Annotated in this window: 18 protein-coding genes; 6 read left to right on the top strand and 12 right to left on the bottom strand. The window is 35.6% G+C overall.

From position 1 onward, the window contains the following. The first annotated feature begins 130 nt into the window (after positions 1–130). Both AC52CF_RS15960 and AC52CF_RS15955 read left to right on the top strand, forming a co-directional pair. Complete coding sequence (locus AC52CF_RS15960; RefSeq protein WP_496517378.1) at positions 131–1,849, top strand: sensor histidine kinase; 1,719 nt, start codon at positions 131–133, stop codon at positions 1,847–1,849. Continuing rightward, the gene (locus tag AC52CF_RS15955) at positions 1,846–2,490 is read left to right on the top strand and encodes a response regulator (RefSeq protein WP_496517377.1); all 645 of its coding nucleotides are present in this window, start codon (positions 1,846–1,848) and stop codon (positions 2,488–2,490) included. The genes AC52CF_RS15960 and AC52CF_RS15955 overlap by 4 nt, the downstream gene beginning before the upstream one ends. Positions 2,491–3,003: 513 nt before the next feature. On the opposite strand, the gene AC52CF_RS15950 is transcribed toward AC52CF_RS15955, so the two are convergent. Beyond that, positions 3,004–5,427, bottom strand: coding sequence for a DUF5916 domain-containing protein (locus AC52CF_RS15950; RefSeq protein ID WP_496517376.1), 2,424 nt, complete (start codon positions 5,425–5,427; stop codon positions 3,004–3,006). A gap of 116 nt (positions 5,428–5,543) precedes the next feature. Further along, positions 5,544–6,314, bottom strand: coding sequence for a DUF3108 domain-containing protein (locus tag AC52CF_RS15945; protein ID WP_496517375.1), 771 nt, complete (start codon positions 6,312–6,314; stop codon positions 5,544–5,546). Between the two features lie 154 nt (positions 6,315–6,468). Here AC52CF_RS15945 and AC52CF_RS15940 point away from each other — a divergent pair, with 154 nt between their 5' ends. Beyond that, complete coding sequence (locus tag AC52CF_RS15940) at positions 6,469–7,524, top strand: NAD(P)/FAD-dependent oxidoreductase (RefSeq protein WP_087707623.1); 1,056 nt, start codon at positions 6,469–6,471, stop codon at positions 7,522–7,524. Between the two features lie 63 nt (positions 7,525–7,587). After that, positions 7,588–7,917, top strand: a complete 330-nt coding sequence (locus AC52CF_RS15935) for a 2Fe-2S iron-sulfur cluster-binding family protein (protein ID WP_087707626.1) — start codon at positions 7,588–7,590, stop codon at positions 7,915–7,917. An 81-nt stretch (positions 7,918–7,998) separates the two neighbouring features. Here the strand turns inward: AC52CF_RS15935 and AC52CF_RS15930 are convergent, their stop codons facing one another. Both AC52CF_RS15930 and AC52CF_RS15925 read right to left on the bottom strand, forming a co-directional pair. Next, positions 7,999–9,900 (bottom strand): beta-L-arabinofuranosidase domain-containing protein, encoded by a 1,902-nt coding sequence (locus AC52CF_RS15930; RefSeq protein ID WP_496517374.1) that lies wholly within the window; start codon positions 9,898–9,900, stop codon positions 7,999–8,001. Next, positions 9,897–12,065, bottom strand: coding sequence for a GH92 family glycosyl hydrolase (locus tag AC52CF_RS15925; RefSeq protein ID WP_496517373.1), 2,169 nt, complete (start codon positions 12,063–12,065; stop codon positions 9,897–9,899). Before AC52CF_RS15925 ends, AC52CF_RS15930 begins: the two co-directional genes overlap by 4 nt. 130 nt (positions 12,066–12,195) lie before the next feature. Here AC52CF_RS15925 and AC52CF_RS15920 point away from each other — a divergent pair, with 130 nt between their 5' ends. Then, positions 12,196–13,038: an AraC family transcriptional regulator gene (locus AC52CF_RS15920; RefSeq protein WP_496517372.1), complete on the top strand. Its 843-nt coding sequence runs from the start codon at positions 12,196–12,198 to the stop codon at positions 13,036–13,038. A gap of 85 nt (positions 13,039–13,123) precedes the next feature. Here the strand turns inward: AC52CF_RS15920 and AC52CF_RS15915 are convergent, their stop codons facing one another. The 8 genes from AC52CF_RS15915 to AC52CF_RS15880 form a co-directional block, all read right to left on the bottom strand. Beyond that, a complete protein-coding gene (locus AC52CF_RS15915) occupies positions 13,124–15,274 on the bottom strand; it encodes a prolyl oligopeptidase family serine peptidase (protein WP_496517371.1) in 2,151 nt (716 codons plus the stop codon). Between the two features lie 44 nt (positions 15,275–15,318). After that, positions 15,319–15,900, bottom strand: coding sequence for an LOG family protein (locus AC52CF_RS15910; RefSeq protein WP_076395726.1), 582 nt, complete (start codon positions 15,898–15,900; stop codon positions 15,319–15,321). Between the two features lie 23 nt (positions 15,901–15,923). Next, positions 15,924–16,223, bottom strand: coding sequence for a type II toxin-antitoxin system RelE/ParE family toxin (locus tag AC52CF_RS15905; protein ID WP_214588742.1), 300 nt, complete (start codon positions 16,221–16,223; stop codon positions 15,924–15,926). After that, a complete protein-coding gene (locus AC52CF_RS15900) occupies positions 16,207–16,440 on the bottom strand; it encodes a hypothetical protein (protein ID WP_076395731.1) in 234 nt (77 codons plus the stop codon). The genes AC52CF_RS15905 and AC52CF_RS15900 overlap by 17 nt, the downstream gene beginning before the upstream one ends. 116 nt (positions 16,441–16,556) lie before the next feature. Continuing rightward, a complete protein-coding gene (locus AC52CF_RS15895; RefSeq protein ID WP_214588743.1) occupies positions 16,557–18,002 on the bottom strand; it encodes an aminoacyl-histidine dipeptidase in 1,446 nt (481 codons plus the stop codon). 83 nt (positions 18,003–18,085) lie between these two features. After that, entirely contained in the window at positions 18,086–18,577 is a 492-nt protein-coding gene (locus AC52CF_RS15890; RefSeq protein ID WP_214588744.1) for a hypothetical protein, read from the bottom strand. A 94-nt stretch (positions 18,578–18,671) separates the two neighbouring features. Beyond that, complete coding sequence (locus tag AC52CF_RS15885) at positions 18,672–19,130, bottom strand: hypothetical protein (protein ID WP_214588745.1); 459 nt, start codon at positions 19,128–19,130, stop codon at positions 18,672–18,674. Between the two features lie 27 nt (positions 19,131–19,157). Further along, positions 19,158–19,763 (bottom strand): LURP-one-related family protein, encoded by a 606-nt coding sequence (locus AC52CF_RS15880; protein WP_214588746.1) that lies wholly within the window; start codon positions 19,761–19,763, stop codon positions 19,158–19,160. Between the two features lie 176 nt (positions 19,764–19,939). Between AC52CF_RS15880 and recR the strand changes: the two genes are divergently transcribed. Further along, positions 19,940–20,554 (top strand): recombination mediator RecR, encoded by a 615-nt coding sequence (gene recR, locus AC52CF_RS15875; RefSeq protein ID WP_214588747.1) that lies wholly within the window; start codon positions 19,940–19,942, stop codon positions 20,552–20,554. The last annotated feature ends 1 nt before the right edge of the window (position 20,555 follow it).

Genomic DNA, 20,555 nt, shown 5'->3' with positions numbered 1-20,555 from the left:
CAGGATTTTTTACTATTTTTATGCTAAACTTGTTTAAAATTTTCAAATTTAAATGAGGATTTAAACGGTTAAGCAAAATTTCTTTGCAGTTAAAAAACAGCTAAACACACTTACTAATAACTTACACAAAATGTCCAAAAAATTATTGAACTTTAAAGCGAGAAAAATAATCCATTACTCATTGCTCGTTTGTATTCTGCTCATCCAGCTTCTTATTGCAGGATATTTCTATAATGAATTTATTTCGAGAAAAAATCTGGCTTTCTTTGAAAATCAGCTGAAAGAAGTTCATACACTGGAAAATCTTACGGATAATTCCCGAGGAGAGCTTCTGAATGCACAAAATTTCCTTCAAAAATATATGGTGAGCAATGATAATACTTATCTTAATTCATATTTCGCTTCCCTTAATAAACTGGGTAAAAACCTCGACAGCATCGGACATTACGAAAACAAATATCCTAAGCTTAAGAATGTTCTTACCTCAAACAGAAAAGATTCTATGGAGATTAAAAAACTGAAATCTCTGATAGATTCTACCTACGAATATTCAACAAAATCTAATTTTAAAGTCGAGAATAATCTTCCTAAACTCGAAAAATACAGTGTAAACTACGACTTTGATAAGTTTAAGGTAGAAACAAAGACAATCTCTGATACGGTAAAGAAAAAAGGACTTTTCGGACGTTTGGGAGACGCTATTTCCGGAAAAGAAAATGTACGGAAAGAAAGTACGATTATTACGGTGAAACAGGGAAAAGAAGCCAGTCCTGCCAATATTAAAGCTGAATTCGACAGTATTTTTAATGAAGTAAACAATCATTATAAAGGAGAAATAAAGAAAATTCAGGTGAATGTCGTAAGAAACCAGAACAACAGCGGTAACTTTTATAAAATCTTTAATAATCTTATGGTGTATAGCAATGGACTGATGAACATTTATGATGTTGCCATTAAAGATTCGAAAGCCGAGCTTGAGAAAGAATATCAAAAGCAGAATTCCGAAAGCAACAGAATCCGAAAAAATCTCGTATTTGGGGCGATGATTCTGATGTTTATTGTTTCTGTTTTAATCATGTTCTTAACCAGAATTGCCTTTATTTATGAGAAAAAGCTGAACGCTGCCAATAGACAGATCAGCGAAAACCTTAATTTCAAGAACAGAATTTTGGGAATGCTGAGTCACGAGCTGAGATCGCCTCTGAAAATCATAGGGCTGTTCATCAACAGAATCAATAAAAGAACAGAAGACGAAAAGGTGAAAGAATATCTGAAATCCATCAGTTTTACCAACGATTCTCTGCTGATGCAGGCAAACCAGATTTTGGAGTATACCAAAAATCAGGCGGTTGAAAATAAGTTGATACCGGTGAAGTTTAATCTTAAAAGCGAGATCACTTCAATTCTTACTTCCATTGAGCCGTATATTGAAACCAGAAACAATAAATTCATTATTGATGAAAATATAAATCCGGATATCAATGTTTATTCTGATAATAAAAAGATCAATCAGATTTTCATGAATATTCTGGGAAATGCGAATAAGTTTACTGAAAACGGGCAGATAAAAGTCACCGCTAAAACGCAGCCTGTTGACGAAAATACAATATCTTTGATTACAGAAATCAGCGATACCGGTGTCGGAATTTCAAAATCCGATCTGGAAAAAATATTCGAACCTTATTATCAGGGAGTTCTGTCGGAAGACGTAGAAAATCTAGGTGCAGGCTTAGGATTGAGCTTATGTAAAGAAATTATTGGTTTATACGATGGAGATATCTCTGTTTCGAGCGAAGAAGGAAAAGGCACAACCGTACATTTTTCTGTTAATTTAAATGTCAGTAAATGAGTGAACTAAATTCTGCATCTGTTAATGTTTTGCTTGCAGATGACCATAGCCTGATAAGACAGGGGATTGTTTTTCTGCTGGAAGACATGGACTGGGAATGCGAAATTTTTCAGGCTTCCAGTTTACAGCAGCTGATGAACTCTATACAGGAACATCCGATAGATATTGCCATTATAGATGCTCATTTTCCCGATGGAAACAGCATTACCATTGTACCTGAAATTAAAAAAATAAGTCCGAAAACCAAGATCCTTATTTTTACAGGAATTGAAGAAAGCACCCATTCTCTGAAGTTCTTAAATGCAGGAGCAGACGGATTTTTAAGCAAGCTGAACGAAGAGGAAGAGATTGCAGAAGCAATTAAAAAAATGTACACACATGGAAGCTATATTTCTGAAGTTACACAGGCTTTGCTAAGAAGTTCCATAAGCAATCCGACGCTTATTAATCCTTTGCTGTCTTTAACAGAAAGAGAACTGCAGATCGCGGAAATGTATGCCGAAGGTCTTGGAAATCTCGAAATTGCCAATCGTCTTGATGTAAAGCAAAATACAGTAAGTACAATTAAAAAAAGAATTTTCGATAAGCTTAAGATCGAAAATATTGTAGAACTTATTGATCTCATGAAAAATCATTACTGATTTTTAGAGGTTATTATGATATAAAATTCATGAAATTATAATATTTCATGAATTTTTTTATTTAAAATGCCTGTTTATAATGCTAAATATTGCTTTTTCATATTCTGTAGATAAATATCTACAAGCTTAGCGATATATATCTAAATGTTTTATTAGAATTATGTACCACAATGTGCCTACATTTGTATCAACAAAAACAACAATTATTAACCGGTAATTAAAATTGATTTTGATTCTGAAAACACAAATGATGAAAAAAAATTATTTCAGGATCAAATATCTTAAAGCACAAATGATAATACTTGTATCATTATTGCAGAGCAGCAATGCTCTGTGATAGATACTAAAAAAAGGTAGCAAAGGTTAGAAAGCAGCCTAAAAAAACACACACAATGAAAATCAAGCCTCCGAAATTTCGGAGGCTTGACGTTTTTAATTACTGACCTAAGAAACAAAACGTAATTAAAAACAAAATTCTATTGAAAAATTACAATGGTTCTGTTAAATCAATGATTAACTCTTTTTCTTCGTCCAGCTTTTTACCCTGTTATAATCCAGAAAGTAAGTCAGTTTTAAAGAAATATTATTCACGGTGGGTTCATTGAAGAGCATATCATAGTTTTTCTTTACATTCAGTCTCGAAAATTCAAGATAATTGGACGTGGCATTTCTGTACAATAATGTCAACTGGCTTCCCGGAGCAAACCACCACGAAAATCTTAGATCAACATTCCATGCATTGTAGGTTCCGTTCAGGTTTTTATTAAAAGCATTGGTTTCTGTAAGACTTCCATCCTGATTTAATGCGTAAAACTGTTTATACGTAACATCCGAAAAATAATGTCTGAATGTTAACGTGAGAGCCATTTTTTCGTTAAAGGTATACTTTGAAGTCAATGCATTTTCGTAGGTATTTCGCTGTCTTCTTCCGATGAAAATATCAGTGCTGTTTTTTCCTGCAAAACCTGTTTCATTATTGCTGAAACTCGGATTAAAACTCCAGTTTACATTAAATTTGTCTGAAAAACGGTAACGGAGTCCGAAATTGGTAAGAACCTGATTTCTGCCTTTTTCATCATACGCATAATAATCGAAACTGAAATTAAGCTGTAATTTCTTTCGGCTGTCGCTTTCAAACCAGATCCACGAATCGAAATATTTAGGAACCTGAAGATGTCTCCCAAAAGTTCTCGGCTCGTAAATATCATTCTGGGTAAAAGGGGTAAATTCTATTCCTCCTCCGAAAACCCTGAAATTTTTATCGGTAAAACTGTTATTGTTATTAAAAATCAGATTCTGAAAAATAAACGGTTCTAATCTGTGATAGTAGTTCAGATTAAAATTCAGATACATATTATTGAATGTTTTCGTAGGCTGCAAAATTCTGTAACCGTACCACGCGTTGTAATTTCCGAAATTGGTTCTTGTAGAAAATCCTACATCATTAATGTCCCAGTCTTTTGTGGTTACATTTCCATTAATGTTGAAACGGTTTTTGCCTGAAATTTTTGCGAAGCCGAGTTCACCTTTAGTCCCGAATTTCGTTTCACCATCCATCACCCAGCTTCCTTTTAAACTTCCGAAAGTATTGTAAGTATTTTTTTTGTTGTTGATATCCCAGAGAATTCCCGTTGCATTGGCATCGCGGAAATCTCCGTCTCTCGTAACATTGGTGTTTACCAAAGAAACAGAAGAATTTCCGTTGAATCGCTGGTCAAAAACCAGAACATTGTAATTCGTCCACGGTTCTACCACCTCTCTTCTCACTTCTCCGGTTTCATGGTTTAAAATCGTAGCTTCCATTTTTTGCGTTATTCCGTTAAAAAAACCTATTCCCAATCCTTTTTTTGTTCTTCCCGAAATTTTAAAAGCATTGAATAATTTTACCTTTGAAGGATATTCTGTTACCTCTTCATTGTCATTGGTTACAGGATATCTCGAAGGTTCTCCGCCGACTCTTCTTGAATAAAACATTCCACCTTTACTGAATAATTCGGTTCCTTCTGTGAAGAATGTTCTCTGCTCGGAAAACTGCTGTTCAAACGGGGTTAAATTTAAAATAGAATTATCAAAATTTGCCTGCCCGAAATCCGGAATCAGAGTCATATCGAAGGTAAAAGCATCATTAATACCATATTTTACGTCCATTCCGCCATTCACATTGGCAGTAGTTTTTCCGTCGAAACTGTTTACATAGGTAGAAAAATAAGGTGTAAAAGACAATCGTGTCGGAGGATTGATATTTTCGATTCCCTTTAAAACACCATCAAACAAAGTATAAGAATTTTTAGCATTATCCACAAAATTCCAGTCATACGAAGCTTTAGTCCTCTGAATTCTTCGGAACATATTCATTCCCCATTCCTGCACATTGTTTTTCGGAAATCTTAACTCTGAATATGGGATTTTCATTTCTACAGCCCATCCTTTTTCGTTGATTTTTGCGCCGCTATACCAGATAGAATTCCATGTAGAATCTTCGCCGTCCGTCGTAATTTTTGCATCAAACTGAACGCCGGCTGCGGTTACCATAAATTCCAGACTCTGCTGCTTATCATTATAGCCGTTTAAAGTAACACCGAAAAAATCATCATTTCCTACACCGTCTCTTTCCGTAAGTTCTTTGGCAATTTTATGGGGAGTAGGATCGTACATCTGTGCTCCGAAGTAAATTCCTGTATCATCATATAAAATTCTTACCTCCGTTCTCACAGAATCAGCCTGAAGTTTTCCGTTGTTGGGCTGTCTTTCTATAAAACCTGTAGCAACAGGAGCGTTCCGCCATTCTGCATCATCCAGAATTCCGTCTATTTTGGGCGATGATGAGGTTTTTATGATGACGATGTTTTTTCTGACAATATGTACATCTTCCTTTTTCTGAGAATAGGTGAATAGAGAAGATAAAATAAAGCAAATTGTCAGTATATGAGTTTTCATATTTCAGTTCTTAATGTTTTAAAGAAGACAACCGAAATCTGAGATGTATTACATGACAAAACGAAAAAGTGTCTGCAAATTTTGCAGACACTTTATTTCTAATGAGTTACCATATTTTAATTTGTAAACTTTAGAGGATATTTTACATTTTTATATCCGTCGATACTTGCTTTTAAGGATCCGACTGCCAATTCGGCTTTTAATAAAATAGGAATGTGGTTGGCGTCGTTGGAAACCCACATCGTTACTCCTTCTTTCTCTTTAAAAACCCTTCCGCTTTTCACAGACGGAATAATTTTTAAACAGTTAATTGTCCCGAATTTGGTATCAAGATTTTCAGTTCCCACTACTTTTAGCTGAAAAGGAAACATTTCATCATCAATCCAGACATTCATGTTAATTACTGTTCCGGTTCTCAGTTCAGCGGCAGTTTTACTTCTTAAATAGTAGAAGCACGAAAGCATATCCTGAACTCCTTTTACAGATTTTATCACTTTCGATCCGTTTGCCGGCGTTTTCTTATCCGTTAAAACCAATGTATTGTTGTCGTGATTAAAAGTAGTTTCCAGATGTTGTCTGTAGCTTCCTTCCCGCACATTTCTTACGTAAAAGCTAGGAAGTTCAGTCTGCATATTGATGTAGCTTTCATAAAAATCTTCCACTTTAAAAAAAGCTCTTACCGCTCCCGTAGTCTGTCCTGTCCCTCTTACATGAAGGTGAGGAGCGCCTTTGAAAGTGGTTTTCTGTGCCGTAAGATTAGCGGTACCGGCATTCAGAAATCCGTAATGGATTCTCAGCGTAATAGACTCTCCGTCTGCAATATTATCAATCTGTCCAAATCCCAGAATGAATATAAATATCGAAATAATACTTAAAAATTTCTTCATAATTTAAATTTTACAAAAACATTGCCAAATTCAATAACTTAAAAATATAAAAGATATTTGACAAATCTCAGTTTTATTTAGACTGAATTAAATATGCTTCGCATTAAAATTAGTAAATTTGCGCTCACAAGTATAATTAAATTATCTTATAATTATGATAACGACGGATATATTGATCATAGGAGCCGGTCCCACAGGACTTTTTGCTGTATTTGAAGCAGGTTTATTAAAAATGAAGTGCCATATTATTGATGCACTTCCTCAACCGGGAGGACAGTTGGCTGAGCTTTATCCTAAAAAGCCTATTTTCGATATTCCGGGATACCCTTCTGTAAATGCAGGAGAACTTGTGGATAATTTGATGGAGCAGATCAAGCAGTTTCAGCCGGGATTCACTTTGGGAGAAACAGCGGTTTCTTACACAAAAGTGGATGATGAATGGTTTGAAGTAATTACGAACAAAGGAACGGTTCACAGAGCGAAAGCAATTGCCATTGCAGGAGGTTTGGGAACTTTCGAGCCGAGAAAGCCTACCATTGAAAACGTAGCCGACTACGAGGAAAAGGGTCTTGAGTATTTCGTAAAAGAGCCTGAACATTTCAGAAATAAAAAAGTAGTAATCGCAGGAGGAGGAGATTCTGCACTGGACTGGAGTATTTTCTTATCAAATGTGGCAAGTGAAGTTACTTTGATCCACAGAAGAAATGAATTCCGTGGTGCTTTGGATTCTGTAGAAAAAGTTCAGGATCTTAAAAATCAGGGTAAAATTAAATTAATAACTCCTGCAGAAGTTACAGCGATTAAAGGTGACGGAAAAGTAGAAGCGATCACGGTTGCTATTGACGGACAGGATCCTTACGATATTGAAACAGATTATTTTATTCCGTTATTCGGTTTAACACCAAAGTTAGGAGAAATCGGAAACTGGGGACTGAATATCGAAAAAAATGCAATCGTTGTAAACAATGCTTTGGATTATCAGACGAATATTGACGGAATTTATGCGATCGGAGACATCAATACTTATCCGGGAAAATTAAAGCTGATTCTTTGTGGATTCCATGAAGCTACTTTAATGTGTCAGAGTGTTTACAATAGACTGAATCCGGGTAAAAAATTCGTTCTGAAATATACAACGGTAAGCGGAGTGGATGGTTTCGACGGAAGCAGAAAAGAAGCAGAAAAAGCTGTTGTTAAAAAAATTGACTAATTTTGTTGTCTGTTGTTTAATATCAATTACCATCAACAATCAACTATTAACGATCAACAAAAGATGAGCGATATTAATATAAAAATTACCGATAGGGAAGGAGTTACACACGATGTTGTTGCGCCAACGGATATGTCTATGAATCTGATGGAAATCATCCGCTCTTATGAACTGGCGGAAGAAGGAACCATCGGAGTTTGCGGAGGAATGGCAATGTGTGCATCATGTCAGGTTTATGTGACCAACGATCCGGGACTGGATGAAATGGGAGCAGAAGAAGATGCGATGCTGGGTGAAGCTTTCCATGTACAGGAAAACAGCAGACTGGGTTGCCAGTTGCATATTGTTCCAGAAATGGAAGGTCTGGAAGTAGAGATTGCTCCTTATCCTTAGAAAGATTTTACCTTACCATAAAAAACCTCCCTAAGATTTTCTTTGGGAGGTTTTGTTTTGTCAATGTGCTAAAATAAACTTTTAAAAGGTAACCTGTCTCAATATTGTTTTTCCAAAAGGGATAAGTTCCACTTTTTCGGGTTTATTATTGTTTTGGTTTATGAGTTCTGTGTATATTTTTCCCTGCTCATATTTTGTTTTTACATTATTTTTAAATGTATATCTGATGTTATTTTTTGGTTCATAAGTAAAATCTTTAAAAGTACCGAAGTAATTTCTGCCTGAAATTTCTTTTGAGGCTATCGGTAAAGCATACAGCAACGCTCCAAAAGTAAAATAACGGGCATTTGCAGGATCTGTTTTAATTTCTACTCTTGCTTCAAAAGAAAGGTCTACATAATCGGTGGTAGAAAATTCTCTATTGATGACAATGAAACCATTTTCAATTTGGAATTTCTCATTTGTATTTACTTTTTGTACCCAGTTTGGTTTTCTGATTTTTAAGGTAAATTTTGAATTTTTTGTTTGGGTAATTTTAAACTTAAAATGATTTTGATAAGGATAATCTGTAATATTTTCGATCTGTATACTATTACCGGCAGCAGATGTAGCTAAAATATTAGGCATTAAAAGTGCTGCTACAAAAGTTGTTTCATTTTCTTTCATCCACGAGTTTTGTACAAAATATGGAGAGATTCTTCCTGCATTAGGATTGCAGCACACCGCAACGTCTTGATGTGCAGGTGAATATTTATATCGGGTTTGTTTTCTGCCGGGTTCAGTTTCTCCGTTTTTAGTGCCTGACATTTCAAAAGAATTATCTGTTTTTAAATATGCTATGCAGGAATGATTGTGGTTTCTGGAACCTTGCGCAGCATTGTAAAAAGTGTTTTCAATTTTATCTCCAATGTCTGCTGAACCCGTTTTCTGAAAGAGCAGATTATAACTATCCAATAGTTCCTGTAAAGAGCAGTATTCATATCCGGTATGGGTGGCATCTGCATTTCTCTCAGCAATCCATTCATCACCAACCGCACCGCCGCTTATTGTCGTAACTTTATTTATTCTGCCAAGATAAGTAGCCAAAGCTTTATCAAAATCTCTATTCTGAGCAGCATATGTTGCAATGATTAAGGCTCTGAGATGTTCAAAAGTATGCACTCCGTGAGATTTTAAACGATAATTAATATTAAATATATTTTTTAACTGAGCATCTTCTTCAGATTGATAAGTATTGGAAAAATCATTGTATAAAAACAAAGAATACGCTCTGTATTTCTCGTCTTTTGTATAAAAATACATTCGTTCCAAAACATCAGTAAAGGTTAATCCGTGAGATACACCTCCATTAAAGGTTTCTCCTGAACTGAACGGGCTTGATGCATAAATGGGATAATTCTGCATAACATTTTCTACCGCTTTTTCTACCGCTTTAAAGACTTTTTCATCTTTTGTCGCTTCATAATATGCCAACAGACCTCTGTATAAGGTTGCTTTGGACCATAACTCTCCGTTTTCAGATTTAAATTGATAACGCAGATCTTTATCGTAAATTCCTAAATACCCGTCTTCATCCTGAGTGGCGAGAATATTTTCGACATATTTTCTTATTTTCTCCGTCCCGTTTTTATCATTCAATAAGATTGCATTTCGAAGATAGCCATCCCACCAGTTCGATTGTGTCTCGCTGTTCCACCATTTATACTGATCGTCACCTTCGGCGTCGCCGGATTTCAGATTTCCGAGATCTTTTGCTTTGGAATGCTTCTGTAGTCTGCCTTTCCCATAAATATGATCATTCATTAATTCCGGAACTATTACATCCAGATTACCAACAAAACCATCAATATCTTTTTGCATCTGCGCTTGAAGCCAGCCTGTTGGTTTTACGCTGCCAAATGGCAAAGGAATAAACTTTTCCGAGATTTGCTGTGCATTTAAGTACATGGCGAATAATAAAAAGAATATTAATTTTATTTTCATTTTTTTGTCATTTCAAAAGTTAAATTACCTCCATTGATGATTTCCTGAAAGGTAATATAATGTTTATCTGTTTTTTTCCCGTTTAACAATCGAATGTCATTATAAATGTTTTGTTCGGAAAAATTATGAGCTTCTATAGTAAATATTTTGTTTCCCGGTAAAAGAAGTTTTGCTTTTTTAATTTGTGGACTTCCGAATACAAACTCTCCGCTTGCAGGATTTACGGGATAGAATCCCAAAGTGGATAGAATATACCAGGCACTCATCTGTCCGCAATCGTCATTACCAATCATACCGTCGGGAGTATTATTGTGAAATTCGTTAATTACATGATGAATATAGCTTTGCCCTTTTTCAGGTTCGTTACTGAATGCATATAAATAAATAACGTGATGACTGGGTTCATTTCCGTGTGCATATTGCCCGATCATTGCTTCCTGACCAAGAAACTTATCGGGATTCGAAGTATTTGTCGTAAAGAATTCATTCAGTTTTGCTGTCAATTTTTTCTTACCTCCTAAAAGTGAAGTTAAGCCCTGAATATCAAATTGTGCAGGAGTCCAGAAATATTGCCACGCATTAGCTTCAGTATAATCCCCCGGATTATTCAGTGGTGAAGTCGCAGTTAACGGATTAAAAGGGGTGCGCCAATTTCCCTTGCTGTCTTTTCCTCTGAAGAATGTAGTTTCGGTATCAAAAAGATTATGGTAATAACTGGCTCGTTGAGAAAAAGTTGCAGCAATTTCATCTTTTTTAAGTTTTTTAGCCATATTCGCTACACACCAATCATCGTAAGTGCTTTCCAGCGTACGAGAAACAGATTCATTATCTAATTTATCAAAAGGATAATAACCATATCGGTTGTATAATTCCCAATCGGAATTTATATGCGGTTTTGTGGATGTTTCAACCATTGCCTCAAGTGCTTTTTCAGCATTAAATCCTCTGAAACCATTATTGTAGGCAGATAAAATCATTGGGATAGCATGATTACCGATCATGCAGTAGTTATCTTGTCCCCATGCAGTCCATATTGGTAAAAAACCTTTGTGTTGATGATGAGTAAGCATAGTCTGAATGATTCCGTTAATTTTTTCCGGTGCTACAATTTGCAGCAAAGGGAAAGCCCCGCGATAAATGTCCCAATTGGAAAGTGTTGAATAATATTCTTTCTGATGTGAAATGGCAATTTTATCATCCGAGCCGCGGTATTGTCCGTCCACATCTGCGATATTAGAAGGCTGCAATAGCAGATGATACATGGAAGTGTAAAATATTTCCTTCTTCTTACTATTTGCTTCGATTTGTATTCTGTTTAAATAATTATCCCATGAAGCAATATTATTTTCATACACCTTGTTAAAGTCCCAGTGCGGAATTTCAGTATTCAGATTACGTTTTGCACCTTCTACAGATACTGAGGACAGCGCAATTTTAACCTTTAATGTTTTATCATTTCGAAGGTCAAAGTCTAGAAGATACTTCGGTGCTTTATCATTGCTGTTTTCATTTAAAGCTCTGCTTTTTGTAAAGGACTGATCAAAAGTAATAGTGAAAAAGTAAGTTCGGTTTACCCAGTTTTGTGTTGTGCAATATCCGGAAATCGTATTATTGTTTTCAATGTTTATATCACTTTTTACTATCAGATTCTTTTGGTTGGCTTCATCAAACACAAAACGCAAGCCATGCTGCAGATCTACCAAAACCTGCCCTTTAGTTTCAGGAAAAGTATATTGATGAAAAGCCACTCTTTCCGAGCAGGTAAGTTCTACTTTTACTTCATCTTTTTTAATAAGAGAGTAATAGCCGATTTTGCCTTTCTCAGTTTCTTTTTTATATAAATTTTTCAGTTTTTCCTTTTTGGGATTAATCGGAAGCAGCAAAATATCTCCCATTTCATTAATACCTGTCCCGCTGAAACGGGTTTGTGAAAATCCTATCAGCAAAGTATCTTTATATTGATATCCGCTTGTGTGGTTCCAGCCGGAATCTTTGTTGTCCGGACCGGGCTGTACCATTCCGAAAGGCATTGAAGAACCGGGAAAGGTATGTCCGGTGCCGTCTGTTCCGATAAAAACATTTACAAAACCTGAGTTTTTCTGAGCGGATAGATTCTGTATGTTTATTACTGCTGTGATGATTATTGCGAGTATTTTTATTCTCATAATGTATTCCGGTATTATTCCCTTCAAAAATATTAATTAAGAATTGTAGGAATTAATGTTAAATTGTTTTATTCTGATATTATATTGAATTATTTTTGTAAAATATTAATGCTATAAGTCAATATTATCTGTGAAAGCCATTCTGGAAAATATTAAATTAAATAAAGGAAATTCAAGTTTTTATGCATACCGCTTTCAGACATCTGTTTTTGAATTTAAGTGGCATTATCATCCTGAATATGAATTAACGTATATTTTAAAAGGAAACGGGCACAGGATTGTAGGAAACACCTACGAATATTTTAGTGATGGTGATCTGGTTTTATTGGGAGGTAATCTGCCGCATACATGGTCCGGAAAACTAAAGGCTGATCTCTCTTCGGAAGCTATTGTCGTTCAGTTTCCTAAAGAAATTCTTGCTTCCTTTTTGGAACTGGATGAATGTAAGGTAATTAAAAAGATGCTTGAAATTTCATCCAGAGGGCTTAGTTTTTCCGCGCATGAAAATTTAATTTCAAAACTGATAAGTATAACGGAAAATCAGGGAGTTGAGAGAATTATGAAGCTGATTTCAATTTTGAATGATTTGTCAAAAATGAAGTATCGGGTAATTGCTTCCGACACTTTTCATCATGTAGTTTCGAAAAAGAGCGAACTCAGAATCAATAAAGTCTGCCTCTTTATTCAGAATAATTTTTATACCAAGATCACTCTGAAGCAGGTTGCTGAACTGGTTTATATGACTGAAAGCAATTTCTGTAAATTCTTCAAGAAGGCAACAGGGAAAACGTATTCTGATTATTTAAATGAAATCAGAATAAATGAAGTCTGCCGGTTGTTGACCCAAACAGAAAATTCTGTCAGCCAAATTTCTTTTGAGTGTGGATTTGAAAGTCTCAGCTATTTTAACAGAGTTTTTTTTAATAAAAAAGGAATAACGCCTTCTGTATACAGAAAAGCAGCCTCATTCTGATTATTTTTTAATAAAGCTCATTTACATTTTTTATATCCTGAATTTTGAAATTCTGTTTTGCCTGAATTCTGTATGCTTTAGATTTTTACTTTACAGGCTGAAATTTTGGATGCCCCACCTGCCATAAAGCAAATGAATAAATATCGGCGTATTCTTTAAAAACAACGTCAAAATCACTGGTGAAATGTCCGTTTTCATAATTTACATACAGCAAAACAGGTTTTCCTGAACCGGAATTTTTTTGCAATATAGCTGCAAATTTTCCGGGTTCCCAAGGTTCAACTCTGGAGTCGTTCATTCCGGTGCGGATAATTACAGCGGGGTATTTTATTCCGGCTTTTACTTTATTCTGGGCATCCATTTCAAGGAGGTTTTTTGTGTCTTCTTCATCTTTTAAAGTTCCTATTTCCGGAATTTGATTGGGACCATTCGGTGTAATCTCAGAGCGGATGGCATTGGTCATTCCTACTTCAGCAATAGCAACGGCAAATAGATCAGGTCTTTCCGTAATGGCTCTTCCAATGAGTACTCCGCCCATACTTACACCATTCCCAATGAGTTTTGAAGATGAGGTGTATTTTTGGGAGATCAGATATTCAGAACATGCAATAAAATCTTTCCATGTATTCGGTTTTTTTCCTTTCATACCGTCTTTATGCCAGTTTTCCCCTTTTTCGCCTCCTCCTCTTACGTGGGCAATAGCCAATACAACGCCCTGTTCCAACAACACGGAAAGTCTTGTTGAGAAGCGCGGCTCATATGAAAATCCATAACCACCATAACCTGTAATATAAGCCGGACTGCTGCCATCCATTTTCATATTTTTAGGATAAATAATAGATAGCGGAACCATAACGCCGTCGTGGCTTTTTACTTCCACCTCTTTTACATTGTAAAGTGTGCTGTAATCCGGATATTTTGTTTCTGAATTAAGATATTTGCTTTTTACAATATTCTCTTTTTCAGGGTTGTATTCATAGGTCGTCAACGGAGTCAGCCAGTTAACATTGTTACAGTATATATTGTCGTTTTCTCTTTGGTTGAGAGATAATGAACTGTTAACCCCTGTCGGAAAATCAATTTTCTTTCCGGCAAGTGTATTGATATTTACCTGATATTTATCTCTTACAATACCATCTCCTAAAGAGTAATAAAGATAGTTTTTAGAATTATGAATACTTATGATTACTTTATCCTTGCTTTCCGGAACTACAGTTTTAGCTTTATCAGGGGCAGGATTTGATAAGCTTGTGAGAGTAATTTTATAATTGGGTGCATCTTTGTGAGTCAGCAGAAATAATTTGTCGCCGGAAATAAATACATCAGTAATATCGTCTGATGGTTTTACGATTTGTTTCCAGTTTATTTTTTTATTTTTTAATTCAGAAAAAGGTGCAACAAATATCGGACTTTCAGATTTTACAGAACTTAATCTTAAAACAATATTTTTATAGTCATCGGTAAAATAAATTGAAGGAAATTGCTCTGTTAAAGCATTCAGCTCTGGATAATCTTCTCTGGATGCTAATACCTTGTCAGCTTTTGTGTCGGTTCCAATCACATGAAGCATCGCTTTCATGTCTTTTAGAAGCATATTACTGCTTGGATCTGCGGTACTCATTTTTGTATAAAGAATAGCTTTATCATCGGGTGTAAATTCAAAAGCAAATTCACTCCAGATAGGACCGATTTCATCCTTTAGAAATTTCTTTGTGGATAGATCAAAAATTCTTAAATCGCAGATTTCTCCGCCTGCTTTTGATAGTAAAATAGCAATTTTTCCCGCTTTGGAATCTAGTACAAAATTGGTGATTTGTGTATTTTTGCCAAGCGTTTCAGGATCAAAAATCAGCGATTCTTTTCCTGTTGCAAGATCTCTTGAATAAAGCTTAGAAAGGTTTTCGCTTTTTTTAGTCTTTGTGTAGAAATAGGTGTTTCCTCTTTGATAGATGACGTCGAAAGAATCACCGTTCATTTCCTGTACTTCTTTCATCCGTCTGTAAAGATCTTCACGGTTCGGAATTTTATCAATCACGGTATGGCTGAAATCAGACTGAGATTTGAACCATTTTTTCACTTCCGGATTTTTGATGTCTTCCAGCCATCTGTAATGATCTGTGATTTTTGTCCCAAAATAATCATCCACCACCACTTTTTCAGGAGTTGCAGGATAATTGTACTGTGCGGATATTATTTGACTTAAAAATAATCCTGCTGAAAGAAATATATTTTTCATGGTTGATTTTTTTTAGACAATTAAAAGTCTGTAATGTAAATATACTAAACTTCCTCCCTCGAAATCCATTTTCCAACATTCGGAGCCTGATAATTTTTCATCATTTCCAGTAATTCTTCAATATTTTCACAGATTAAAAGCATCTCACGGTTAATCTGCTTTAAAAATCCTTTTTCCACCATTGTTTCCACAAGTCTGATCAGATCGTCATAAAATCCGTTGATGTTTAAAATTCCAATCGGTTTTTTATGAAGTCCCAGTTGCGCCCAGGTTATCATTTCAAAAAATTCTTCCATTGTTCCGTAACCTCCCGGAAGAACAATAACGCCGTCGCAAAGTTCATTCATTTTGGTTTTTCGTTCATGCATGGTTTCCACCAGAATTAATTCTGTCAATTGTTTGTGAGCAATTTCTTTGGACTGTAAAAAGCGGGGAAGGACGCCGGTTACTTTTCCGCCTTCATTTAGTGCTCCGTCTGCAACAGCGCCCATTAAACCAACATCTGCGCCGCCGTAAATAAGCTGAATTTTTTGTTTTGCCAGAGTTTCACCAAGCAAAGCTGCCTGTTCTTTGTAAATAGATGCAGAACCGAAGCTGGATCCGCAGAATACGGTGATGCTTTTCATGATTAACAATTAAAAAAACTGAATTAAATTTTTCTTTTTTGAGGGGACTGTCTGTTTGAAAAGAATGATAAAATTTCCACGCTGCCATTGTTTACGCGGTAATACATGGTGTTAAATTCCAGAATAACCAGTTTGTGAATATTTTTGCTTTCGGATATGGGAAATATGAAAGGATTTTGAGATATAATTTCAATTAAACTTTCAATTTTTTGAACAAGCTTTTTAATTTCTTTATCCGTAAAATGAAGTTGAAGATATTCTATTGTCTGTTCTAATTCCTCTAAAGCATTTGGGGTCCAGAGAATATTATAACCATTTTCCATATAACTTTCTGGCTTCAGAATGAGATTTTAGTTCATTATTATCCGCTTCAGAAATTCCTTTTTCAATTGATTCTTTTTCTTCTTCCGAAATTAAACTCCACCAGTCTTTAGTCTCCTCTTTCCTGAATTGAATCAGTTTTTTGATAACAGAAGCATCCTCCAATGTTGACAGCCATTGAATTAATTCAAGTTTTTCATTGAGTGTCTGTGTGTTCATACTTTGGATTGTTTATTCAAATGTATAACTTTTTGATAACAATTGAGAAAGATTGGGAACAAAAAATATCCAAAATCAAAAAGACTTTGGATATTCAATATAGCAATTTTACAATTTTATTTCTGAGGAATGTTGGCTAAAATATCTTTCAGGAAACTCCAGAATTTCTGTGCCGAAGGAATATTTGCCTTTTCATCCGGAGAGTGTGCGCCGCGAATAGTCGGTCCGAAACTTACCATTTCCATTTCAGGATAATTGGCTCCAATGATTCCGCATTCCAGACCTGCGTGACAGGCTACAACGTGAGGTTTTTCAGTGAATTTCTCAACATAGATTTTTTCCATCAATTGAACGATTTCAGAACCCGGTTTTGGTTTCCATCCCGGATAAGAACCGCTGAAAACGGTATTCATTCCGGCAAGTTCAGCAACCGATTTTAACTGTTCAGCCACCGAATCTTTAGATGATTCTACAGATGATCTGGAAAGGTTTAAAATTTTTAATGCACCGTGTTTTAATTCAACTCTTGCGACGTTGTTGGAAGATTCTACCAGATCTTTTACATCCGGACTCATTCTGTACACTCCGTTATGAAGAGATTTCAATGTTAAAATAATCTTTCTGGAATCTGCTTCCGAAATCGCTTTCTCTGAAGTTGTAGTGTTTTCGATATTGATCTGAAGACCGGATTCAATGCTTGCAAACTCGTCTAAAATTTCTTTTTTAAGTCCGTTCGTCACTTCTTCGATAAATTCCTGAGCATTTCTTACGGAAGCAACAGCAACGGCTTCTCTCGGGATGGCATTTCTCAATCCGCCTCCGTCAATAGAAATCAGCTGAATGTTTTCTTTTTCCAAAGCCTTATAAAGAAGTCTTCCCAAAATAACATTTGCATTTCCGAAGCCTTTGTGAATATCCATTCCTGAATGCCCTCCTTGCAAACCTTTTACTTCAAATCTCACGATTTGTCCGTTTGCCGCTTCAGTTTCGTAGTTTTGGGAGATCGTTACATCAATTCCTCCGGCGCAGCCGATATCAATTTCATCGTCTTCTTCGGTATCAAGATTCAGAAGGATATCTCCGGTTAACTGTCCCGGTTTCAGACCTAAAGCTCCCGTCATTCCTGTTTCTTCATCAATGGTGAAAAGTGCTTCCAAAGCAGGATGCGGAATATCTGAACTTTCCAGAATAGACATGATTGTCGCTACTCCTAAACCATTGTCGGCTCCCAGAGTGGTTCCTTTTGCTTTTACCCAGTCTCCATCGATTTCCATTTTGATTCCTTCTGTTTCAAAATCAAAATTTACATCATTGTTTTTTTGACAAACCATATCCAGATGCGATTGCAGAACCACAGATTTACGGTTTTCCATTCCCGCTGTTGCCGGTTTTTTGATGATTACATTTCCTACTTCATCAACGCTGGTTTCCAGTCCTAAGTTTTCACCGAATTCTTTGATGAAAGCAATTACTTTTTCTTCTTTTTTTGAGGGTCTTGGAACCGCATTCAGTTTGGAGAAATTCTTCCAGATAATCTGCGGTTCTATGTGAGATAGCTCCATGAAATTTATTTTTATCAAAATTACGAAATAAAAAATGCTCCCGATCATTCAGAAGCATTCTTTTTATTGTTTCAGGCAGATTTTTAGCATCCGCATTCTCCGTAAACAGGTAGGGTGACAACCGTTCCGTCCGGTTTTTCAATCGTAAGAGTACCTTCAAAAAGCAAAGCTTCTTCACCTTTTATTTTTTTACCTTTTACTGAGATTTTGTATTCGTCACTTTCTATTTCTTTATTCAGCTCTTCATCTACTTCCATATCACTTGAAGAGATCAGGCTCATTGCCAGTCTTTTTCCGTCCAGCTTCATATAGGCTGTTTTTCCGGCATCATCTGCATAAATGTACTTTTCGTTTTCAAAATCCGACTTGCTTTTCGCAAAATAGCATGAACATTCCTTGATTTCTTTCGGAAAAGGAAATGTCTCAACGGTAATACCTGTTTTCTGAACATCTGTTTTTACAGAATCCTGAACTACCGTTACAGAATCTTTTTTTGCCGAATCGGAAACTGTTTCTTTATCTTTTTTACAGGCAACCAGAAGGAAAGCCGAAAAGAAAATGATTACATATTTCATCGTGTATTATTTAATTTAACCTAAAAATTTTCGAAACTTAAAGGTAAGGAAAATTTAATGTATTGATTTTTTGATAAAATTTAGCTTTTTAAAATCATTCATATCCCATTCCAAATTCATCAATTTTATTCAGAATGATATTGCTCCAGTCTGTTTCATCCGGTGAAATGATGATGGTTTTAAATCCGAATTTTTTTCCTTCCATTTCAACTCCTGCAGAATCATCAATATGAATATCAATGCCAAATTCCGGAGGAAATTTAGAAATATTTTTGCCTTTTCTTATCACTCTTCTGTCATGCATTTGCTGATTGATAACAACATCAACCGGAATACTGTAAGATAGAAACATGAGCTTAATTTTTAAGGTACTCCTGTAAGAAGTCGTATAAATATAAATTGTATGTTTTCTGTCTCTTAATGCTTTAAACAAGGCAACTGTTCCGGATCGAATGCTCTCGCATCCGATAATTTTAGCCCAAAAAGTCTCTTTTTCTAAAGGAAATCTATTGTTGGAAATAATGGTATCATCTAAATCAAAAGATATTTTCATAGATTGAAAACTGCGGAAATTCTGAGGCTATCCTCTCGCTCTTTCAAGCAGTGTCATCATAAGCAATGAAAGAATTACGAGACTTTCTTCTTCGTCATCAATATCAACCAGTCTGTCCAATTGAAATCTTCTTCCGAAGAAAGAAGGCATTTTTTTCAGTTTAAAGTACGCTTTTCCGTCCATTCCGGCTACGGTGTAAGAAGGGTTTAGGAAATATCCGGTAAACATACCGATCACAGGGATTTCGCTTACCATTCCGTCCAGAAACTTTGTCCATGCATTGTCTTCTGTGATGGTAAAGCGTTCTTTATCATTACTGTCCAGAATGTTATAAGTAGATTTCCAGAAAGAACGCATCCCTTTTCTCGCCAGTCTTCCGAAGCTTCTTCCGGTCGCTATTTCAGTTAAAGAATAGGAGGCATTGAAATCAAGCCACCGATCGGCTTTGATTCTGAAAAGTTCTTTAGACTTGCTTTCATCATTAAAAATGATAACGTCTTCTTTCAGTTTGAACATTTTCTGACGCACATAAGCGACGTAATTTCCGTTTTTGTCTGTAATATTGAAATCACTTGCCAGTGTAGAAATTTTGAATTTAAAATCCAGCGGATAGTTTAAATTGTTAAGAATCATTTAGTTTTATTTTCAAGTTATTATTTAGAGAACCAAATATAAGGTTTTTAATCTGAGCTCAGAAAACCGCAACGAAAAAAGGATGATTATTAAGAAGAATTAAAATTTATTTTTCAGATCCAAAACAAGAAATGAGCGGATGGTAAACTGTCAACAATTATCATTATTTTTGTTTTATGGATTACCCTAGTAAAGTTTTAGCGAAAGCAGTGGATGAAATTGCCGGATTGCCCGGTATCGGAAGAAAAACAGCTTTGCGTCTGGCGTTACATTTACTGAAACAGCCCAACTCCAGAGCGACGAGCCTTGGAAATTCCCTCATTAATCTCGTGAACGAAATAAAATACTGCAAAGAATGTCACAATTTTTCGGATTTTGAAATTTGTGAGATTTGCAGCAACGAGAAGCGAAATGACGAGGTCATCTGCATTGTGGAAGATGTACGCGATGTAATTGCTATTGAAAACACAGGAAAATATACAGGGAAATATCTAATTCTGGGGGGTAAAATTTCTCCGATGGAAGGAGTAGGACCCAATCAGCTAAACATTCCGAGTATCGAAAAAAAGCTGAATGACGGAAAGGTAAAGGAATTTATTTTTGCTTTAAGCGCAACGATGGAAGGGGATACCACAGCATATTATATTTACAAAAAGTTTAAAAATTTTAATGTGAATTTTTCCAGTATTGCGAGGGGAATTTCCGTAGGTGATGAGCTGGAATACGCAGATGAAATTTCTCTGGGAAGATCGATTATGAACAGGCTGCCTTATAATGAAGGAAATTCTTAAA

Source organism: Chryseobacterium sp. 2P, assembly GCF_059579425.1.
This window is presented reverse-complemented; position numbering and strand designations above follow the sequence as displayed.